The organism is Ideonella sp. (assembly GCF_036277275.1).
Taxonomy (GTDB): Bacteria; Pseudomonadota; Gammaproteobacteria; order Burkholderiales; family Burkholderiaceae_C; genus Ideonella.
Map to the genome: position 1 here is coordinate 1 of NZ_DASUNH010000007.1, position 20,259 is coordinate 20,259.

Consider the following 20,259-nt stretch of genomic DNA (forward strand, 5'->3'; position numbering starts at 1 on the left):
AGGCCGAGATGGGCATCGTGACCAAGGAGTCGGCCAGCATCTACCGCTACATGAACTTCGATCAGATCGAAGAGTATGCGGACACCGCCAAGGGCGTGACGGTCTAACGTCCCCTCCAAAGACAAGCGGCCTGCCAGGCAACTGGCAGGCCGCTTTTACTTGGGATGCTTTCGAACGGTCATCAGCCTCAATCCACATCGCTCCAAGAGACGAACGCCTCCGAAAGACGCTCGCCTATTCGCCCACGAAGCCTAAGCGCAGAGCACTGACAGCATCTTCAATGGGAACGAAGTAGTTGATGCCTGCGATTCCACCAGCGATGCCGCTCGCTGCAATGCCGATGACGCTGCCGCTAGGCCCCACTAGAGGACCACCACTGCTTCCAGGCAGGATCCTGACGTCGCTCTGCAACCAGCGCAGGTGCTCGACTTCCCGCACGGCACTCAAGACACCCCGCGTGACGGAGGACGAATTCGCGTCCCCCAGCGGCGAGCCGAGGGCCAGGACTTCGACACCGACATTCGGCGTGGCCGTGGCCAGATCGAACACGGCAAGCGAAACTGGATCGGTCTTGACCAACGCCACATCACGCAGCGCCGCACTGCGCACGACCTCGCCCAGCATTTCCTTGCCGCTGGCCAGCTTAACCTTGACGAACTTTGCGTCGCCAACGACGTGTTGATTGGTCAGCAGGTAGCCCGCGGGATCGACGAAAAATCCGCTGCCGCTGGCTGCGCCACTGAACAGGGTCGCGACAGCCGACTGCATCTGCGGAACCAGGTCAGCCGTCTTCGCAGACGAATTGGACCGACGCAGGATGCGCAGCACCGGTTGATCCGCTGATGCGGAAGCAAACTGCGCACGGCGAGTGGCCTGCTCCACGAAACTGGGGTCAGCCAGCAAGTTCTTAACGGCAGCCGCGATGGCCCCCTTCGTCAGTTCGTCCGCATCCACCTTGCTCGCTGCCGTGCGCATCGCACCTTCGGTCACTGTCGAGTAAACCACCCGACGTTCCCGAGGCGAGAAAAGCTCCCAGCTCAGGCGCATCCACATGCCGCCTTCGAGCTCTGAATACTTGCCGCAGACGTTCATCGAAACATCGGTCAGCGTCGCAGCCAACTCATATTCGGCAGCCGCACTTGGCAAGCTGGACTGAAAGGCAGACTCCCTGAACTTGGGGTAACCCGCCGCCTCGAGTTCGCGGCGCACAATCAGACCGAAGTCCTGCAGCCTCGCACTCGCGAACTTGTCCGTGAAGAAGATCCTATCGCTGCTTCCACACCAGAGCCCGGACAGCCACACGCCAATGGGCTCGTTGGTGGGTGACATGAAGACACTCTTGACCTGAATGGTCTGCGGCGTTTGCCCGGCCGCTATCTTGATCGAAGCGTTCTCAGGTGCTTTGGGTACGGGCGGCACGCTGGCCGCCTTGGCCATGGCCGACATGGACATGGCAATGAGAAACAAGCGCAGGGTCAAGGAGTCCTCCATTCGAAGATTTCTGCGAATCGCTGTCCTGGGCGCCACGGGCGAAGGCTGGCGACGTGACACCGCTGGCGGCAATCCGTCATTCACGGTTGCCGCCCTGCTTCGCACACATCCGTCCGAGTTCAGATTCTGCCCAAGGCCCGCCGAATCGCGGGCGCGAGTATTGAAGTTTTTACCGAGCTCGGCCGCGCGCTTGCGCCGGAGCAAGTCGAGCTTGCCAGAGGCGCCGCCAGATCAGGGGGAGGCGTGCTGCCTTCCGACGTGATGCAGTTCTTCCGTATGTCGCGGCGAAGGGGAACCGAACCAGTCGATTCGAAAGGCGTTCGCCTATTCACCCACGAAGCCCAAGCGCAGAGCGGCAATTGCGTCTTCGATGGGAACAAAGTAGTTGATGCCTGCGATACCGCCCGCGATGCCACTGGCTGCAATGCCAATGACGCTGCCATTGGGCCCCACCAGCGGTCCGCCGCTGCTTCCAGGCAAGACCCTGACGTCGCTTTGCAGCCAGCGAAGATGCTCGATTTCGCGCACGGCGCTCAGAACGCCCCTCGTCACGGAAGAAGAATTGGCTTCGCCCAGCGGCGAGCCGAGCGCGAACACCTCGATACCGACGTTCGGCGTGGTCGGAGCCATTTCGAACACAGCCAGGGAAACGGGATCGGTCTTGACGAGCGCCACGTCGCGCAGCGCCGCACTGCGGATCACCTCGCCGAGAAGGTCCTTGCCACTGGCCAGCTTGACCTTGACGAACTTCGCGTCGCCGACCACGTGTTGATTCGTCAGCAGGTATCCAGCCGGGTCGATGTAAAACCCGCTTCCACTGGCCGCGCCGCTGAATAGCGTTGCGACGGCCGACTGCATCTGCGGAGCCAGATCGGCAGCCTTCACAAGAGAACGAGACCTCCGCGCGATGCGCAGCACGGGCTGATCGGTTGTCGCGGAGGCGAACTGCGCGCGGCGCGTCGCCTGCTCCACGAAGGCCGGATCAGCCAGGAGATTCCGGGCGGCCAGGGCAATGGCCCCCTGCGTCAGCTCGTCCCCATTCGACTTGCTCTTTGTGTCGGACCGCATGGCACCTTCGGTCACCGCCGAAAAAACCACCTGACGCTCCCGTGGCGAAAACAGTTCCCAGGCCAGGCGAATCCACATCCCGCCTTCGAGGTCGTAATAAGTGCCGCAGACATTCATCGATATGTTCGTCAAAGTCGCGGCCAACTCGTACTCAGCAGCCGCACTCGGCATGCTGGACTGGAAGACGGACTCCTTGAATGTCGGGTATCCCGCCGCCTCCAGCTCACGACGGACTATCCGCGGGAAGTCCTGCAGCATTCCACCAGCGTACTTGTGCGTGAAGAACAACGTCGTATTCGGGGCGCACCACGGCCCGGTAGCCCACACACCGATCGGCTCGTTGGTAGCCGCCGTGACGAGATTCTTGACTTGGATGGACTGCGCCGCCTGCCCTACCGTCATCTTGATCGAAACGTTCTCGGGCGCATTCGGTACAGGAGGCACGCTGGCCGCCTGGGCAATGGCCGTCATCGCCATGGCCATGGCCATGAGGAACAGGTGCCGTCTCAAGGAATCCCCCTACAGTCGGTTCTAGGGCCTATCAATTCTGCCGCCACAAGCGTTGACAGCAGATTTGCGACAACAACAGAGAGCCGATGGGACGCAGGTACGCACTGAGAGAAATGGGAGCGCATCGAGGATTTGCTGCCTTCGAGCGCGAGAAGTTATTCCATTTCCATTCGCGCTCGAAGGAGCCGAGGTTTTCAGCAAGGGGCTGACGAACTTCTCGCAAATCACTACAGGTCCCGGATCACGGATGTCGCAAGTCCGAACGATCGTCCAGCGCGACTCAAAACCAACGGCCCGCCGGAATGCCGGCGGGCCGTTTCATCAGGGCCGGAATTGGACTACTTCCCGGCTTTGATTGCCTTCTCGTCGTCTTCCTTGTAGCGGCGGTTGCCGCAGTTGTCGATCCAACTGATGCGCTCGTCTTCGTAGGCCTGCTGATCGTCGACCAGTTTCTTGCTGCGGTCGTTCCAAGATTGGGCGCGCTCCTGCTGCGCGGCAACACGCACGTTCAGCTTCGTGACCGCGTCGTTCGAGACGCCGGCTGTCTCCACCTGACTGCGTTCGGCCTTGAGTTCGGCATCCTCGCGCTTAAGGGCCGCCGCTTCCTTCTCGAGGTTGCGCCGGGTTCGGTCGGCCGCCGGGCCGCTGCTTCCCGAGCGATCAAAGTCTGCCTGGCGATCCTGATAATCCTTCACCCGCGCCGAGAAATCGTTCATGCGAGCGTTAAAGGCGTCGACCTTGGTGTTGTTGACCTTGGGCAGGGCCTGTTGCTCGCTCTTGATCGCTTCGGTCTCTTTCGCGATCTCGGCGCGCTCCGCGGTGATGGCGCTCTGCTGTGCATCGAGTTCCGTCTTGCGCGTGGCCAGCGTGGCCTGCTGCTTCATGCAGGCACGCAGTTCGTCGCGCGTCATGATCTTGCCGGTTCCGGTCTTGCCCGTGAGCGTCTTGCTGTCGCCGGACTGGGCGAGGGCGGGGCCATGGGCGGCGGCAAACAAAACTGCGGCCAAGGCGCCGGTAACGGAGAGATATTCGGTTCGCTTCATGAGATCCTCTAAATCGCTCGGGCTCGTGGCCCAGCCGCGCATCATGCCACCGCCTGTTGACTGCGCGCCCCTCACCTCGGGAAAGCACATGTCACAAAGCATTCACGACTTCCACGATGACCCGCGCAATGCGGACATTCGCATCTGGGTCAACGGCGAGCTGAAGTCGCGGGTTGACGCCACCGTCTCGGTTTTCGACAGCGGCTTCGTGCTGGGCGATGGCGTCTGGGAAGGTTTGCGCGTCGTCGGCGGCCACCCCGTCTTCCTCGACGCGCACCTGGACCGGCTCTTCGAAGGTGCCAAGGCGATCGCGCTGAAGATCGGCCTGACGCGCGAAGAACTGACGAAGGCGATCTACGACACGTTGGCCATCAACAAGATGGACGACGGCGTGCACATCCGGATGATGGTCACGCGTGGCGTCAAGCGCACGCCTTACCAGGACCCGCGCGCCGCGCTGGGCCAGGCCACCGTCGTGATCATCCCCGAGTGGAAATTGGCCAAGCCCGAGACGCTGGCCACCGGCCTGAAGCTGTTCACCGTGCATGTGCGACGCGGCTTCCCCGACGTGCAGGACCCGAAGCTGAACAGCCACAGCAAGCTCAACTGCATCACCGCCTGCATCCAGGCCATCGAGGCGGGTGCCGACGAGGCGCTGATGCTGGACCCGCACGGCTTCGTCGCGACCTGCAACTCGACCCACTTCTTCATCGTCCGCAAAGGCGAGGTCTGGACATCGAGCGGCGACTACTGCCTGGGCGGCATCACCCGTTCGAATGTCATCCAGGTCTGCCGCGAAGCCGGCATCCCGGTGTTCGAGAAGAACTTCAGCCTGACCCAGGTCTACAGCGCCGACGAGGCCTTCTGCACCGGCACGTTTGCCGGCGTGGTGCCGGTGCGCTCGATCGATGGCCGCGGGTACGACAACATCCCTGGGCCGATGGTGACGCGGCTGCAGGGCCTGTACAAGGAACTCGTTCGGCGCGACGTCGCGGGGCGCGCGACATGAGCGCCGCCCAACAGAATCCGCTGCGCGTCGCGATGTGGAGCGGGCCGCGCAACATCTCCACCGCAATGATGCGGGCCTGGGAAAACCGCGGCGACTGCGCCGTCAGCGACGAGCCGCTGTACGCCGCCTACCTGGCCGCGACCGGGCTGGACCACCCGGGCCGCGACGAGATCATTGCCGATGGAGACGCTGACTACGAGCGCGTGGCCGCCACACTGTCGAGCGGCCCCGCGCCCGGCGGCCAGCCCATCTGGTACCAGAAGCACATGACCCACCACCTGCAGCCGCGCTTCTCGTCCGGCTGGGTGAACAAGCTGACCAACATCTTCCTGATCCGCGACCCGGCCGAGGTGGTCGAGTCATACCTGAAGTCGCGCCCGACCGTGGCACCGGAAGACATCGGCCTGCTGCAACAGGTCAAGCTGTTCGACCAGGTCTCTGATCACCTGGGCCACGCACCGGCGGTGATCGACGCGGACGATTTCCTGCGCTCACCGGGCCCGTTCCTCGAGGCGCTGTGCGAGCACCTCGACATCGGCTTCACCGAGCGCATGCTCGACTGGCCCGCGGGCCGACGCGACAGCGATGGCATCTGGGCCCCGTATTGGTATGACGCGGTGTGGAAATCGACCGGCTTCGAGGCCTGGCGGCCACGCAACCCGCAGCTAAGCGGCGAAGGCCTGCGGGCCGCCGAGGCTTGCCGTCCGGCCTACGAAAAGCTGCGCGCGCAGCGGCTGGTACTGGACTGAACCTGCTCGCGCCTTTCACGGCGCGATCGGGTGCAGCACCGCCGACGAGCGCATGCGCTCCTGGCGGCCCGGGAAGTAGCGCTGAAGCGTCACGCCGATGCGCCCTTGGGCATCGATGGCGTGGGCCCTGGTGATGTGGACGTGCGGTGGCAGCTCGCCGACCACGTCGTCGAGCAACAACAGTTCGCCGCGGTCCCACACCCAGCCGCGCTCCAGCCAATAGTCCGGATTGCCGCCGACGAATTCGGCTGTGCCGACCACCGCGCCGCTGGCGTTGATGGCTGCCGGCCTCGAGAGCATGGCGCCCGGCGGCACGGGCAGGCGGCGCAGCCGGTAGGCACCATCGCGCAGGCGCCACAGCACCGGCTGCGCGTAGAAATTGTTGATCGACGTCTGGTGGCCGACGATCCAGCCCTCATCGTTGATGGCCACGGCTTCACTGTGGAAATCGGGATCCGCCGGCAAGAAGGTGAGCTCGTCACCCCGGTAAACGCAGGCACCTCCGTGGAACTGTCCGTCGGGTTGCTGGTACCTCAGGCGCCCGACGATGGTCCCTTCAGCGTTGATGCCGGCGGGATGGTTGACGCAGTCGGGCGAAGGCGACGGCAGCAGCTCATGCACGCCGTTCGCCCAGCGGAAGCCTTGGTAGCGCCAATCGTTACGCAGATGGTAATGGCCGACGATGACGCCAGCGTCATTGATGGCCAGCGCGATGCTGTAGGCCTCCAACTGGCGAGGCAGCAGCGTCTCGGCCGGGCGGTCCAGCGGGATGCGGACGGCGCGCATGTCGCGCAGCCCCGGCACATTGCAGTGGCCGATCATCGTGCCCAGCGTGTTGACGCCCCAGATGCCGGTGTTCTTCTGGCCGAAGGGCCGCCTGAACTGCAGGTGACGGTGATCCCACAGCACGGCGGTGAGGCCGGGTTCCGTGTCGTACGGATCGTGCTGGTAACTGTTGCCGGCCACGAAATCGCCAGCCATGCCGGCGATGCGGATGGACGACCTGTCGTCGAGCGGCAGCACCTGCACGGTGTAGCGCGGTGAGCGGGCCGCGGCGCGCGCGATCGGCATCGCCAGACCCAGCGGCAACGCTGCCAACAGGCGGCGGCGGGAAAACGTCGTCGTCATGGAGCCCCCTTCGGAAGCTCTCGACTTTGCATGATGGCAGCCGGAGCCTCACCTCGTACAAACACGGGCCGCGTTAGGCAACCACCCCGGCGGATATCACTTCTCCGCGCGGATTGCCTTCTCGTCGGCTTCGCGGTAGGGGCGGTGGCCGCAGCGCTGCTTCCACGCGGCGAGCTGATCCTCCTGCGCCTTGACCGCCTCGTTGAAGACGCGGTTGCGCTCGATCGCCGCATTGGCCGCGGCTTGCTGGGCTTGCGTGTGTTCGGTCAGCGCCGCACGCGCCGGCTCGACCTTCGCGGTCCACTGCGCGGCTTCGGCCTTGATCGCGGCATCGGCCTGGCTGAGCGCAGCGCCTTCCGCCTCCAGCTGGCCACGCTCGCGCTCGGCATCGGCGCCGCGCGGCGGATTTTCCTTGAACGCCTTGGTGCGCTCGTTGTAGATCGCCACCCGGTCGCCATGGGCCTTGACCTTCTCCTTGAAGGCCTGCACCTGGTTGGCCAGCGCTGCGAAAGCATCGCGCTCGGCTTGCACCGCGTCCTTCTGCTGCCGCACGGCGTCGGCCTCGGCCGCGATCTCGGCGCGGCGCTTCTCCAGCTCGGCGACCTGCGCCGCCTGCGCCTGTTGCTCTTTCAGGCAAGCGCGCAGCTCGTCGCGCGACATCATCGCGCCGCCCTTGGCCGGTACATCGCCGCCCAATGTCTTCGACTGGGCCACCGCCGCCAGCGGCCAGGCGCAGCCCAGCATCAGCGCGACGGCGACCGCGCCGTGCATCGAACCGCCGGCCCTCACAGCTTGCGCACCACGACGCTGCCGACGGAATAGCCGGCGCCGAACGAACACACCACACCCACGTCACCCGCGGCCAGGTCGGCCCGGTGGTGGTGGAACGCGATGATCGACCCGGCCGATGCTGTGTTGGCGTACTCGTTCAGGATCAGCGGCGCAATGTCGCCGCCAGCCTCCTGGCCGACCAGCTTCTTGACGATGAACTGGTTCATGCCGAGGTTGGCCTGGTGCAACCAGAAGCGGCGCACCTGCGTCGGCTCCAAGCCGAGCGCTTGCAGGTGCTGCTCGATGTGCGCGGCGGCCAGCGGCACGACCTCCTTGAAGACCTTGCGCCCTTCCTGGCGGAAGGTCTTGTCGCGGGCGTCCGGGTCGCTGTCCTCGCTGCGGTTCATGAACCCGAAGTTGTTGCGGATGTTGTTCGAGAACTGGGTCGCCAGCTTGGTGCCCAGGATTTCCCATTGGTCGGCCGAGGTCGCCGTTTCGGCGCGCTCGACGATCACCGCGGTGCAGACGTCGCCGAAGATGAAATGGCAGTCGCGGTCGCGCCACTCGAGATGGGCGGAAGTGATCTCGGGGTTCACGACCAGCACGCAATTGGCGGTGCCGGCGCGCACCGCATTGGCGGCCTGCTCGATCGCGAACGTGGCCGACGAGCACGCCACGTTCATGTCGAAGCCGAAGCCGCCGGCGCCCAGCGCCTGCTGGATCTCGACCGCCATCGCCGGGTAGGCGCGCTGCATGTTGGCCGCTGCGCACAGCACCGCATCGACCTGCGCACCGGTCTTGCTGGCGGCGGCCAGCGCCTTTTGCGACGCGTCGACCGCGATCTCGGCCATCAGCGACAGCTGATCGTCGGCCCGCTCCTCGAAGCGGGGGTACATGCGGGTCGGGTCCAGCACACCGGCCTTGTCGATCACGTAGCGCTGCTGGATACCCGAGGCTTTCTCGATGAATTCGACGCTGGACGGCACCATCGCGGGCAGGTCGCCGGCCGAGATGGCGGCGGCGTTCTTCTCGTTTTGCAGCGTGGCGTAGGCGTTGAACGCGTCCACCAACTCGGCGTTGGTGATGACGTGGGGCGGCCGGTACAGGCCGGTGCCGCTGATGACGACTCGGGTCATGGTAGGTCTGGAAATACAGCTAGAGGGCAGTCTGCCAGTGTAGGCCTGCGGGTGGCGGCCGCGGCCGTCCGGGCCGGGGAAAGCGAGCGGAAGTTCTAGGTTGGTAACTCAAACCCCCGGCCGTCGGTCACCGCGGCGCTTGACCGGCCCTCACTTGCGCCCCGACTTGCCCGGCGCCTTCGATGCCGGCGCGGCATCGTCGCCACCGCCCTGGCGCAGCGCGTCGGACATGCCCATCAGCACGCCGCTGACGAGCGCGGCATAGCTTTGCGCCAGGGTTTGCGCCGCCTTCAGGCCCGCCGCCCGGCTCTGGCGCATGGCCGTCTGCATCTGGCTGGTCATCTGCTCCAGCGTCGCGTTGGCCTGGGCGCCGGTCAGGCTGCCGGACTGTTCGAACTTGCCCAGTACCTCGGCCCAGGGGCCGGCCAGCTTGGCCATGTCGGCACCGGCGGTCGCCTTGCGCACGGTGTCGAACATCGTGTCCTCGAGCTTTTCCAGGTCGTCCAGCGCCTTCTTCAGCTGCTTTTCCTGCAGGTCAACGCCTTGGTCGACCAGGCGCTCCAGCGCCACGCGGTTGGCATCGACGGCCTTCAGCAGCGCGTCGTCCATGCCTGCCAGCGCGCCATTGAGCATCGCCTCGACATCGACTTTGGGCGTCACGTTCTGCAGCGCACCGGTGCTGGCCGCCTCGGTGACCGACTTGAGCACCGCCTTGATGTTCTTCAGGCTCATCTCGCGGCCTTGCAGCGCCTTCAAGGTGGCCTGGCTCACCGCTTCGCGCAGCTGCGCCGTCTGCTTGGCACTGGCGCTGGCGAACATTTCGATCAGCGCATCCTGGTCGATGCCGGATTTGGGCATGTTAGTCTCCTGAATTGAGCCCGCTACCTTACGCCCGGCGGCGGTACCCCGTCTCAGGGCTTGCCCGAAATGAAAAAGGGCCCGCGAGGGCCCTTCGGTTCGTCCGGCCCGGCGAAAGCCGGGCTCGGCAATGCGTCACTTCGCGACGCTGCAGATTTCCTTGAACGCCTTCTTGAAGCCGGTGTTGGTGTACAGCGTGCCTTGGTTGGCACCACCGGACTGGGTGCAGCCGCCGTGGGTGTGGATCGCCACGACGCGGCCGCCGCTCAGCACGGCGGAGCCGCTGTTGCCGCCCTCGGTGTCAGCTTTGTACGACATCGACGTCGAACCCGTGTTCACGGTGGCGATCGGGCCAAACGAGAACTGCTGGGTCTGGTTGTCGACGCCCGAGTCCACGCCGTAGCCATGGATGCGGACTTCACCGCCGACGACCGGCAGGACCTTGGAGCGCCTCAGCGTCGAGCCCTGCGCCTGCAGCGGTGTCAGGCCGGTCTCGCTGTTCGGCGCGACGGTGAACACGCCCCAGTCGTTGCCGACACCGCCGTTGGAGAACTTGCGGGTCGCCGTAGGCACGTACTGGTCCTTCGGCGGCGGGTGGTTCAGGCTGCGGTCAGGGTTGGACTTCGGCACGTTGAACTCCACCACATCGACCAGCGACGGCGACGCCATGCAGTGGCCGGCGGTGATGAAGCAGCCCTTGGTCATCAGGTTGACCGTGCAGCCGACGTCGATCAGGCGAGCGCGGTCGGACACGTTGGAGGCCACACGGTCATCCGTCGTGCCGCACTGGCTTTCAGGCTCCACCTGCGGCTTGCCGGCGAGCACCTTGACGATGCCGAACTGGCCCGCACGGCCGGCCTTGCTGGCCAGCAGTTCCACCCGGACGGCCGAGCCATTGAAGTAGGCCGAGGTGTTCTGCCATTCGGCGATGGTCTTGGCCGACAGGTGCTGCTGCGCACCGTCTTGCAGCGACGTGATGCGCAGCTTGGCGCCGTTGGGCAGTTTCACGCCGTCGAACTGCAGGCGCAGCCAGTTGGCACCTTCGATGTGGACATCATGGCTGGCCACGACACCGGGCTGGCTTGCCACGCTTTCAGGGCTGCTGAAGGCGTAGGCATGGGTGTCCTGAGACAGGCCAACCGTTTGCGCGGAGGCGCCCAGGCTGGCGGCGGCCAACGCGGCCAACGCAAACCATTTGCCGAGAGCCCCACGCACGGAACCGGATGGTGAATTGCTGGTTGCGAACACACTTATCTCCTCTAGCACGTTGTCGAAATGTCCGGCGCCAAGCGCGCCAGATCCGCAAGACAGAGCGTCGGGGGCTCTGCGCGGGCAAGACTAGTCGAAGGCGGCCTCACTGAGGCCCCCTAGTCTGTCAAGCTCTATCAACGACTATCAAAATCAGGCACCCGCTCAAAGCTCCGGCGCGATCTGCTCCGCATAGTCGTAGAGCGCGCCAAGGATGGCCTGGCCACGCTCGTCGGCCGTCTCGGCCAGCACGTCGAGCTTTTCGAAGAAGGCCGCCAGGCTCAGCCCGCCGCCAACGCCATCGTGCAGGCGTTCGGCGCAATGGCGCACCCAGCGTTCGCGCTCGTCGGCGCTCAGGCTCTCGGCGTGGTTGCGCGCGCGATAGCGAAACACCAGTTCGTCCAGGCGGCGGTCTTCGAAGCTGGCCCGCGTCCATGCCGGGTCGTCGGGGCCGAGCTTGCGCAAGCGGTCCAGTCGCTGGCGATCGGTCGGGTTGATGAAGCCGCCGTACAGGTCTTCGTCGACATCGGGCGCGTGCTCGGGCGCCGGCCGGGTGAAGACATCGGGCCAGATGCCGGCCATCTTCGGCCCATGCTGCGCACAGGCCAGCGCATGGCGATCGGCCACGCTCAGGTCGATGGCCCAGCGTTCGGCCATCGGTGCAGACAGTGTCTTCAGCGAGCTGATGACGACCGGCGACTTGTTGATGTGGATGGTCTTCAGCGGCAGGCGCGCCACGCCCTCGGGCAGGTCTTCGGTGCGGGTGAACAGGCGTTCACGGATCGCCGCGGCGTTGAGGTCGAACAGCGCCGCCGGGTCTTCGGACAGATCCCAGACGATCAGCTCGTTCTTGTTGGTCGGATGCGGCGCCAGCGGCCACACCACCGCGATGCAGCCGCGATCTGGCGTGTACATGCCGGACACGTGCAGGAACGGCCGGCCCTGCCGCTGCGCCGCCTCGATCTCGGCCCACACAGCCTGCTTTTGCCGCAGCTTGAGGCAGAAATCCCACAACCGGGGCTGGTGCTGGCGCACCAGGCGCGCAAGTGCCACGGTGGCGCGCACATCGGACAAGGCATCGTGCGCCGCCTCATGCGCCAGGCCGTTCGCCGCCGTCAGGTGCTCGAGCTTGAACGAAGGCCTGCCGTCTTCATGGCGCGGCCACTGCAGACCCTCCGGGCGCAGTGCGTACATGCAACGAACGGTGTCCAGCAGGTCCCAGCGGCCGCAGTCGTTCTTGTACTCGCGGGCATAGGGGTCCATCAAGTTGCGCCAGAACAGGTGGCGCGTGACCTCGTCGTCGAAGCGGATCGTGTTGTAGCCCACCCCCACCGTGCCGGCCTGCGCCAGTTCGCGCTCGATCAGGCTGGCAAACTGCGGCTCGGACAGGCCTTGCGCCAGGCATTGCTGCGGCAGGATGCCGGTGAGCAGGCAGCTCTCGGGGTCGGGCAGGTAGTCCGGTGCGGGTCGGCAGAACTCCATCACCGGCGCGCCGATCTCGTTCAGTTCGGCATCGGTGCGTACGCCCGCAAACTGCGAGGGCCGGTCGCGCCGCGGCACCCGGCCGAAGGTTTCGTAGTCGTGCCAGAAAAAACTGAAATCACTCATCCAGTCACCATACCGCAGCCGCACTCACCAACCGGCCGCGCGGGTGCGCAGCAGCGTGGGAAACCGCGGCAGTCCCGTCGCGGTTTCACCTCGCCAGCTGTAGGTGACCACCGCGCCCACCGGCGGTGGGTCACGCCGCAGCGCCTCGTTCAGGCCACTGCCGACGAGGAACTCGCGGCCCGCATCGTCGCGCACCCGCAAGGCACCGGTCTGCCCTTCGAACTTGCCGCGGCCCGGCGTGTGCCCGATCACCACCGCTTCAGCATCGCGCACCGGCTTCAGCTTCAGCAGCACCTCGCTGCGCCCGGTGTGGTAGGCCGCGTCGGCACGGTGCAGCATCAGGCCTTCGCCACCGTCGGCCACCACGGCCTGAAGGCGAGCGCGCAGCGCCACGGCACCGGCCACGGTCGACTGGTCGATGACCATCCAGCGGCGCGCCGGCGCGTTCGCTGCCAGCACGTGCAACCGTTTCACGCGCTGCGCGAAGCCGCCTTCGCCGCCAGGCAACTCGAACACCAGGTAGTGCACCCTGTCCCACTCGCCGGCCTGCGGCTGCTCGCGCCGCACAATGGCCGACAACGCATCGAAGCACCCGCGGCCCAGCCACAGTTCACCGTCCAGCGGCTGGCCCGCGGGCAGGCCAGCCAGAAAGGTGGCCGGTGCGGCCACCACGCCGCCGCCGCGAAAGCGCAGGCGCTCACCGTCCCAGAAGGCGCGCACGCCGTCGAACTTTTCGCTCACCAGGTAGCCGGTCGGGTCCTGCCCGTCGTCGGCCTCGTGTGCCAGCAGCAAGGCAGGCGCCACGGCCGCCGTCGGACGAGCGCCCGCGGGCAGACAGATTCCGGCGGCGGCAGCCAGCAACAGGTGGCGTCGTTGAAGAAGGGAAGGCGACATCACGCGCAAAGCCCGGTGGTTCAGATGGCCGCCAGTGTGGGCGGCCCGGCCGGTACGCGTCTTTCCCCACCCTGGGTGGGGCCTCAACAAATCGATGAGCGCGTCAGCGCTTCTCCGGCAACATCGGCCGCGCCAGCTCGTCGGTCGACAGGCCCCGCTCGCGCAGCAGGGCTTCGAGCGCCGGCAGCAGCGGGCCGAGGCGCTCGTCCAGCGCATCACGCACCGTGTCGACGAAGACCTGGGTCGAGCGCTCGATCTCGATGTTCAGCGCATCGCCGACGGCCTTCTCGCCGAAGGTGGTCATGCGCAGCGTCTCGGGGATCAGCCAGACCTCGAACCAGCCGGCCTGCCGGTCGGCCTCGGCGACCGTCAGGCTGGCGCCGTTGACGGCGATGTAGCCCTTGGCGAAGACATAACGCATCCAGCGCGGCGGCAGCCCGACGCGCAGCACGTGGTTGTTCTCCGGCTGGCGGATCGACAGCAGCGTGCCGGTCACGTCGATGTGACCCGACAGCGGGTGGCCGCCAATCTCGGCACCGTCCTTGGCCGCGCGTTCCACATTGATCAGGCTGCCTTCGGCCAACCCGCCCAGTGTCGTCAGCCCCAGGCTTTGCTGCATCACGTCGAAGCTCGCCGCATCGTCACCGTGCAGCGCGGTCACCGTCAGGCACACGCCATCGCACGACACGCTGGCGCCGATCTCCAGCCCGGCCGCAAAGCCGGGTGGGAAGCGCAGCCGGAAGCTGCGCAACCCCGGGCGGTCGGTGAGGGAGTCGACGGTGGCGATGCCTTGGACGATGCCGGTGAACATGCGGGGCTTCAGCAGTGGCGTGGAGTCGTCGATTATCCGGCCACGGCACCGTGCGGGCGCCCGCTGCGGTCGAACCTCAGGGCGCCACGCGCTGCGCGTCCAGCGCCTGGCGCAGCTTCTCGGCCTCGTCTTCCAGCGCCACCGCCCCGAGCGCGAGGAAGGGCTCGCTGCGCGTGCGCATCGCCTCGGGCGTGCGCTGGGTGTAGGCATCGACCGCCTGCCGGCCCAGGCCGTGCAACGCACGGTTGGCCTCTTCGGCACGCGCCAACGCGGCAACGCTCTTTTCCAGCAGCGCGCTGACCGACGCTGTGACCTGGCGTTGCGCCTGCAGCGCCTGTTGGGCTTGGCTCACGGTGTCCGCAGCCGCGGCTTCAGCCTTCTCTCGAAGTGCCCGTTCATCAGCCAGTTCGGCGCGCACGCGCACCAGCTCGGCCTGGGCGCTGGCCAGCGCCTGCGTCTGCTCGGTGTGCCGGCGGTGGCTGGAGCGCGCATCGGCCTGAGCCTTCGACAGCCGCTCGTCCAGCGCGTCCTTCTCGGCCACCGCAGCCGCCTGCTGCTGGCGCAGCGTGTCGCGCTCCTGCTGCGCCTGCTGCAGCGCGGCCTGGGCCCGGCGCGCGGCCTCCTTGGCCTGGGCCAGGCGCTTGTCGCCGGCATCGGCGGTGTGGGCCACGGTCGACCAGGCCAGTGCCAGACCGAGGATCAGCGTGCATCGGATTTTCATGCCGGCTCCTAGAACCGAAGGTTCGCTTCGAGCTGCAGCACGTCGATCTTCATGGGCGCGCTGCTGAGATTGCCGCTGATCGACAGTGGATCGCCCGGGATCGCGAGGAAGCGCACGCCGTCGTCGAGGTTGCGCGTGCTGGTGAAGCGCAGGCCCACCGTGGCCTTGGTCTCGAAGGCGTACTGGGCGCCGACGCTGTAGCCCTTGTAGTTGGTGCCGCCCAGGTGCCAGGTGGTGTCGGTGTAGGCGTCGACCCAGGCATCACGCTCGAAGTGGCGGTAGGCCGCAAACGCCTGCCAGTGGCCGGGCTCGACGAGCTTCGGCGTACCGAACAGCAGCTTGGCCTGGTAGCCCAGCGTCTTGTCGCGCAGGCCCGAGACGGACGAGGTGCCGGCCCGGCGCTCGATGTCGTCGAGGTCGAACGCGGTGTTCTTCACCACGTCGAAGGACAACACCGCCTCGTAGGGGTTGTAGTGGCGAGAGGTCAGCGCCAGGGTCAGGTCGACCGGCCGGAAGCGCGACGCCAGGCCCCACACCGGCGCGGCGGTCGATTGCGGCGCGTTCAGGTTGATCAGCGTGTTGCCCTTCTGTCGGATCGCCGCCGGGTAGGCGCTGCTCTGGTAGGGTCGGACACCCGCCAGCGCACCGGTCGGCGGCAATTCGTTCTCGCGCACACCCTCGATGTTGCGGAACTGGTAGACGCCGACAGACGCGCGCAGTTGCCAGGCACTGCCGAACGCCCAGTCGATGCCCGCCTGGCCGCCGAGCAGCCACTTGTCTCGGGTGGTGTTCGCAAACTCTTCGAGGGGGAAAGCGCCGGCGGTGGCGAACGCGAACAGCCCGCTGGCCAGGTCGAGTTCGCCGCGACCCGCCACGCCGTCCAGCCCCAGGTCGTCGGGCCACAGCAGGTCGGTGCCGTCGAAGGGCACCGCCAAGCGGCCACCTTCGATGCGCATGCCGTGCCGCGGCTCCCAGCGCAGCCAGGCCCGGTCGACACCAATCGTCAGGCGGTTGCCGCCGTTGCCCAACGTGGCCGACTCCGACGTCGGGCTGCCGCTGGTGCTGCCCGTGGCGATCCGCAGACCGGCGCTGAAGCTGTCGCTGGCCTTCGCCGTCACACCCAGCCGCGCCCGCAGCGTCATGCGGTGCCGGTCGTGCTGGGTGTTGAGCAGGTCGGGCGCCCAGGCCGGCGAATCGGTCTGGGCGCGGAAGATCTCCGGCGCGACGTTGTCCTCGGGCAGCATCTCGGCCTGCGAGCGCACCCGCATATCACCTTCTATCGTGACCGCTTTCAGCCACGACGGCAGCCGGCGACCATCGGTCCAGCCTTCGTCGCGCGCGGTGGCCAACACGTCGTTGCGCACCTCGTCCTTGATCTGCGCACGGGTGGTTTCGCTGAGATACGGCACACGCACGACCGACTTGGGCGCACCCCATCCGGTGGCGGGCGCGGCCGCCGTGGCACCGCCCTTCTCGGCAGCCGCGCGCGCACGGCGCAGCAGCTCGTCGGCCTTGGCGCGCGTGAGCAGGCCCTGCTCGACCAGCGCTTCGATCAGCGACAGCGTGGTCGCGCGCAGCTCGGTCAATGCAGCGGCCTCGGCCGCAGGCGCAGCCACAGGCACCGGTGGCGTGGTTTGAGCCAAGGCGGGAATCGCGGCCGCCGCCAACAAGGCGACGGTGAGCGGCGCCAGGCGCGCAGGGCGAGGCGTCGGTGGTGTCATGAAAAACTCCGGAACAAAGGGCAAGATCGGATCAGGCGGGGGCGCGCAACGTCAGCCTGAAGCGCATCGGCTGCTGGCTGAGCGTGGGTGGCGCCGGCAGGCGCAGGGTCTCGGCGCTGGCGTCGAGCGCGGTCTTCAGCGGCGTCTTGTCGGCGTCGGACTCCCAGCGCGCAATGCGCCCGTCCGAGCTCACCCACAACGCGAAGTTGGCGCTCAGCTCACCGGCGTCGGGCGACATGCGGCGCTCGATCTCGCCTTGCAGCAACTGGCGCACGGTGTTCGCGTACAGCCGCTCGGCGGCGCGGTCGGCCACGCCAGGCGCAGACGCCGCGGCGCCCACCGCGACCGGACCACCGCGGTAGTCGTTGCTGACGTTGCCGGCGGCAAAGGCGCTCGGCCCACTGCCCGCCTCGCCTTCCATCTTCAGGGGCTCATTGGCCGGTGGCTGCGGTTTCGGCGCCTCTTCACGCTGTGGCTGTGGCCGCGCCTGCGCGACCGGCTCTTCCTTCTTCTGCTCCTTCGGCGGCGGCGGGGGCGGTGGTGGCGTGTCCGGCATCAGTGCGATCCGAGCCACCTGCCGCTTCGGCGCGGGGGAGTCGAACGACAGGCGAGACAAGCCCCAGGCCATCACGCCGGTGGCCAGCGCGAGGCCCAGGCCGATGGCCAGGCGACGCAACAGCAGGCGCGACGCGAAGCCGGTTTCGTGGCGGCGCGCCGTTCGGCGGCCGGCGATCAGAGAGGTGGTGTGGTGCATCGCAATCTCCTTCATGTGCCGATACGGGAGGTGACCAGCGCCATGTCGACCGCCAGCCGGTTGCACAGGTCGATCACCTGCACCACCGGCGCATAGGCGGCACGGCCATCGCCCTTGATGGCGACCGTGACCTTCGGGTCGGCCGCCTTGGCCTGGGTGAGGCGCTGCTCGATCTCGGCCAGCGACAGCGACGCGCCGTTGAGCAACAACCCGCCGTCGGCCGCGATCTGCACGATCAGCAGCTCGTGCCGTTCGGTGCTCGGCTGGTTCGACGGCTTGGGCAGCGTGATCGACAAGCCCTGCACGGACGCGGTCGTCATCAGGATGAACACGACCAGCAGCACGTAGGCGAGGTCGAGCATCGGCGTCACGTTGATCGTGTCGTAGGGCTTGGTGTCGTTCTGGACGTGCATCGCCTACTCCTCGGCCGCGCGTTGGGTGACCAGGCCGATCTCGGTCAGGTCGAGCTTCTTCGCGACCTCGAGCACCTCGGTGACCTTCTGGTACTGCGTGCGGGCATCGGCCTTCAGCACGACCGGCAGCGCCGGGTTGGCGGCCTTGTAGGTGCCCAGCCGCTGCTCGAGCTCTTCGAGCGTGACCGGGTAGGCGTCGAGGTAGATCGCACCGTCGAGGGTGATCGTCACCGCGCGGGTCTGCGGCTTGGCCAGCTGGTTGGCCGCGGTCGTACGCGGCGACTCGACCTTCACGCCCTGCACCGACGCGGTCGTCAGGATGATGAACGTCACCAGCAGCACGTAGGCCAGGTCCAACATCGGCGTGATGTTGATGTCGTCGTAGGGCTCGTTGGATGCACGAATGTCAGCTGACATCAGGACGCCTCCTTCCTTCGGGCGCGCGAAGCGCCGCCCGCTTCAAGTGGCGTGCGCGGATCCGGCTTTGCCGGTCCGCTGCGCGAGCCCCCTCGGGGGGCTTCGCTCGGACATGAACAGTCCTGAGGACTGTTCGTGCCTGGCGAAGAGCCGGGCCTCTGGCCCGGCGCGGCCTGCAAGGCGCAGACCGGAAGGGAGCGTGGGGGCTCATGTCTTCCCGTGCAGCTCCGCTGCGCGCGTGACGAACTCGTCGACGAAGATCTGCATGTCGGCAGAGATCGTCTTGATGCGCGACGCCAGCCAGTTGTAGCCAAAGAGGGCCGGGATCGCGACGGCGAGGCCCGCGACCGTGGCCAGCAGCGCCGCCGCGATGCCCGGGGCGATCGCATTGACGTTGACGTCGCCCGCCGCCGCGATCGCCGCGAAGGTGATCATCACGCCGACCACCGTGCCGAGCAGCCCGAGGAAGGGGCCGCCCGAAATCGCGATCGTCAGCAGCACCATGCGCGCGTTCAGCGCGTGGTTCTCACGCACCTGGACGGCGTCCAGCGTCGCCTTGATCGCGTCCAGTGACGCGCCCGACAAGGTCTGCATGCCCTTGGCGCGGCGCTTGGCGATCTCGGCCTCACCGATCGTGTACAGCCGGAACAGCGTCGAGTGCACGTAGTCGCCTGCCTCCTTCGACAGCCCCTGGCTCGACAGGTCGGCGCGGAAGCGATCGAGGAAGCGGTCGTTCGCGCGGCCGATGCGCGACACCAGCTGGGCCTTGGTGACCATCACCGCGGCCGCGATCACGAACATCACCAACAAGATGACGATCACCACCCAGGCATCGACGGTCAGGTTCTTCAGCAGGATGCCGAGGTAGCCGCCGCCTTCGTCACCGCCGCCGGCTCCGTCCTCGCCCTCCTTCTGGCTCTTGATGAACGACGCGTCCATGCCTTGCGCCGCGGCGGCCAGCTTGACCCAGCCCGCGTCACGCGCCGCCGGCAGCAGCTGCACTTCGTCGATCAGGCCCTTGTAGCCTTCTCCAAGCACCAAGGTCGGGGCGGCGGCGGGCAACAGCGCATCGGCCTGCGCCGCAGGCTGGCCATTGATGTACAGCTGAGCCTTGCCAGCGCCTACCGTGAGCACCACGTGCGACCACGCCGAGGCCGGCAGCGCTGCGCCGGCCAGTTTCTCGTCACCGATGCGGGCCTCGACCTGGTCGAGCGTGCGCAGCAGCTTGACGGGGCCCAGCGCCAACAGCGTCGACGATTCGGCCGTTGCATCGGGCCTCAGCCAGAGGGCGATCGTCAAGCCGGTCTCCGGCGCCAACATCAGTTTCGGGTGGGGCGGAAAGCCGATCGGCGTGCCAGTCAGACGCGCCGCACCGCCGAGCAGGCCGTTGGCCTCTCGCACCGCGGGCGCGCTGCTCGCCGGGCCACCGGCGGCGTCCTGCGCCGGGCCATCGGCCTCGCTGAAATGCAGCACCGTGGCGTGGTCGCTGGCGAAGACCTTGGGGCCCGCCTCGGCGGCCGCCTTGTCATTGCCCGCGTAGACGTGGAGCACGTTCTTGTCGCTGCCCTGAGCGACGGTCGGCATCCGCACCCACAGCACCGCGAGTTCGTTGATGCCGTCGAAGCGCTCCACCTCGAACGGCAGCGGCGTCTTGTCGTCGGCGCCGACCACGCGCAGGTCCGCGCCATCGGGCGCTGCGATGCCGAAGTCGAAGTTGCCGGAGTGCAGCCGCACCGGCACCACCACGTCGGTCGGCGCGCTGGGCAGCGCCAGGCCCTTGTCGGCGGTGTCCAGCACGACGCGGGTGCGCGTCGTCCAGGCGTCGTCCCACCAGGCGTGGGCCGGGGCGGCCAGGGCCATCGTCGTGGCCAGCGTGATCAGCAGTTGGCGAAGCATGTCGTTCGTTCTC

19 protein-coding genes are annotated in these 20,259 nt (G+C 67.1%); 2 read left to right on the forward strand and 17 right to left on the reverse strand.

Annotated features, from left to right (window positions below):
- Positions 1 to 234 precede the first annotated feature (234 nt).
- From VFY73_RS01515 to VFY73_RS01525, 3 genes are all read right to left on the reverse strand, one after another.
- On the reverse strand, positions 235 to 1,479 hold the full coding sequence (locus VFY73_RS01515) for a S1C family serine protease (protein ID WP_329716138.1): 1,245 nt from the start codon (positions 1,477 to 1,479) through the stop codon (positions 235 to 237).
- 336 nt (positions 1,480 to 1,815) lie between these two features.
- A complete protein-coding gene (locus tag VFY73_RS01520) occupies positions 1,816 to 3,048 on the reverse strand; it encodes a S1C family serine protease (RefSeq protein ID WP_329716139.1) in 1,233 nt (410 codons plus the stop codon).
- 359 nt (positions 3,049 to 3,407) lie between these two features.
- Positions 3,408 to 4,112 carry a hypothetical protein gene (locus VFY73_RS01525; RefSeq protein WP_329716140.1) on the reverse strand — a complete coding sequence of 235 codons (705 nt, stop codon included), beginning with the start codon at positions 4,110 to 4,112 and terminating at the stop codon, positions 3,408 to 3,410.
- 88 nt (positions 4,113 to 4,200) lie between these two features.
- On the opposite strand from VFY73_RS01525, the gene VFY73_RS01530 reads away from it, so the two are divergent.
- Both VFY73_RS01530 and VFY73_RS01535 read left to right on the forward strand, forming a co-directional pair.
- Positions 4,201 to 5,121, forward strand: a complete 921-nt coding sequence (locus VFY73_RS01530; protein ID WP_329716141.1) for an aminotransferase class IV — start codon at positions 4,201 to 4,203, stop codon at positions 5,119 to 5,121.
- Positions 5,118 to 5,870: an HAD family hydrolase gene (locus VFY73_RS01535; RefSeq protein ID WP_329716142.1), complete on the forward strand. Its 753-nt coding sequence runs from the start codon at positions 5,118 to 5,120 to the stop codon at positions 5,868 to 5,870. Before VFY73_RS01530 ends, VFY73_RS01535 begins: the two co-directional genes overlap by 4 nt.
- A gap of 15 nt (positions 5,871 to 5,885) precedes the next feature.
- Here the strand turns inward: VFY73_RS01535 and VFY73_RS01540 are convergent, their stop codons facing one another.
- The 14 genes from VFY73_RS01540 to VFY73_RS01605 form a co-directional block, all read right to left on the reverse strand.
- A complete protein-coding gene (locus VFY73_RS01540; RefSeq protein ID WP_329716143.1) occupies positions 5,886 to 6,998 on the reverse strand; it encodes a hypothetical protein in 1,113 nt (370 codons plus the stop codon).
- 96 nt (positions 6,999 to 7,094) lie between these two features.
- Positions 7,095 to 7,769: a hypothetical protein gene (locus tag VFY73_RS01545; RefSeq protein ID WP_329716144.1), complete on the reverse strand. Its 675-nt coding sequence runs from the start codon at positions 7,767 to 7,769 to the stop codon at positions 7,095 to 7,097.
- Positions 7,770 to 7,783: 14 nt separating this feature from the next.
- A complete protein-coding gene (locus tag VFY73_RS01550; protein ID WP_329716145.1) occupies positions 7,784 to 8,905 on the reverse strand; it encodes a beta-ketoacyl-ACP synthase III in 1,122 nt (373 codons plus the stop codon).
- Positions 8,906 to 9,055: 150 nt separating this feature from the next.
- Positions 9,056 to 9,763: a DUF6781 family protein gene (locus VFY73_RS01555; RefSeq protein WP_329716146.1), complete on the reverse strand. Its 708-nt coding sequence runs from the start codon at positions 9,761 to 9,763 to the stop codon at positions 9,056 to 9,058.
- A gap of 135 nt (positions 9,764 to 9,898) precedes the next feature.
- On the reverse strand, positions 9,899 to 10,978 hold the full coding sequence (locus tag VFY73_RS01560) for a trypsin-like serine peptidase (RefSeq protein ID WP_329716147.1): 1,080 nt from the start codon (positions 10,976 to 10,978) through the stop codon (positions 9,899 to 9,901).
- Positions 10,979 to 11,176: 198 nt separating this feature from the next.
- Positions 11,177 to 12,619, reverse strand: coding sequence for an exodeoxyribonuclease I (sbcB, locus tag VFY73_RS01565; protein WP_329716148.1), 1,443 nt, complete (start codon positions 12,617 to 12,619; stop codon positions 11,177 to 11,179).
- Between the two features lie 24 nt (positions 12,620 to 12,643).
- A complete protein-coding gene (locus VFY73_RS01570) occupies positions 12,644 to 13,513 on the reverse strand; it encodes a DNA ligase (protein ID WP_329716149.1) in 870 nt (289 codons plus the stop codon).
- A gap of 103 nt (positions 13,514 to 13,616) precedes the next feature.
- Positions 13,617 to 14,324 (reverse strand): riboflavin synthase subunit alpha, encoded by a 708-nt coding sequence (locus VFY73_RS01575; protein WP_329716150.1) that lies wholly within the window; start codon positions 14,322 to 14,324, stop codon positions 13,617 to 13,619.
- 76 nt (positions 14,325 to 14,400) lie between these two features.
- On the reverse strand, positions 14,401 to 15,045 hold the full coding sequence (locus tag VFY73_RS01580) for a hypothetical protein (RefSeq protein ID WP_329716151.1): 645 nt from the start codon (positions 15,043 to 15,045) through the stop codon (positions 14,401 to 14,403).
- 8 nt (positions 15,046 to 15,053) lie between these two features.
- A complete protein-coding gene (locus tag VFY73_RS01585) occupies positions 15,054 to 16,766 on the reverse strand; it encodes a putative porin (protein WP_329716152.1) in 1,713 nt (570 codons plus the stop codon).
- Positions 16,767 to 16,797: 31 nt separating this feature from the next.
- Positions 16,798 to 17,520, reverse strand: a complete 723-nt coding sequence (locus VFY73_RS01590) for a hypothetical protein (protein ID WP_329716153.1) — start codon at positions 17,518 to 17,520, stop codon at positions 16,798 to 16,800.
- Between the two features lie 11 nt (positions 17,521 to 17,531).
- On the reverse strand, positions 17,532 to 17,933 hold the full coding sequence (locus tag VFY73_RS01595) for a biopolymer transporter ExbD (protein ID WP_329716154.1): 402 nt from the start codon (positions 17,931 to 17,933) through the stop codon (positions 17,532 to 17,534).
- A 3-nt stretch (positions 17,934 to 17,936) separates the two neighbouring features.
- Positions 17,937 to 18,350, reverse strand: coding sequence for a biopolymer transporter ExbD (locus tag VFY73_RS01600; protein WP_329716155.1), 414 nt, complete (start codon positions 18,348 to 18,350; stop codon positions 17,937 to 17,939).
- Between the two features lie 207 nt (positions 18,351 to 18,557).
- On the reverse strand, positions 18,558 to 20,246 hold the full coding sequence (locus VFY73_RS01605) for a DUF2341 domain-containing protein (protein ID WP_329716156.1): 1,689 nt from the start codon (positions 20,244 to 20,246) through the stop codon (positions 18,558 to 18,560).
- Positions 20,247 to 20,259: the final 13 nt, after the last annotated feature.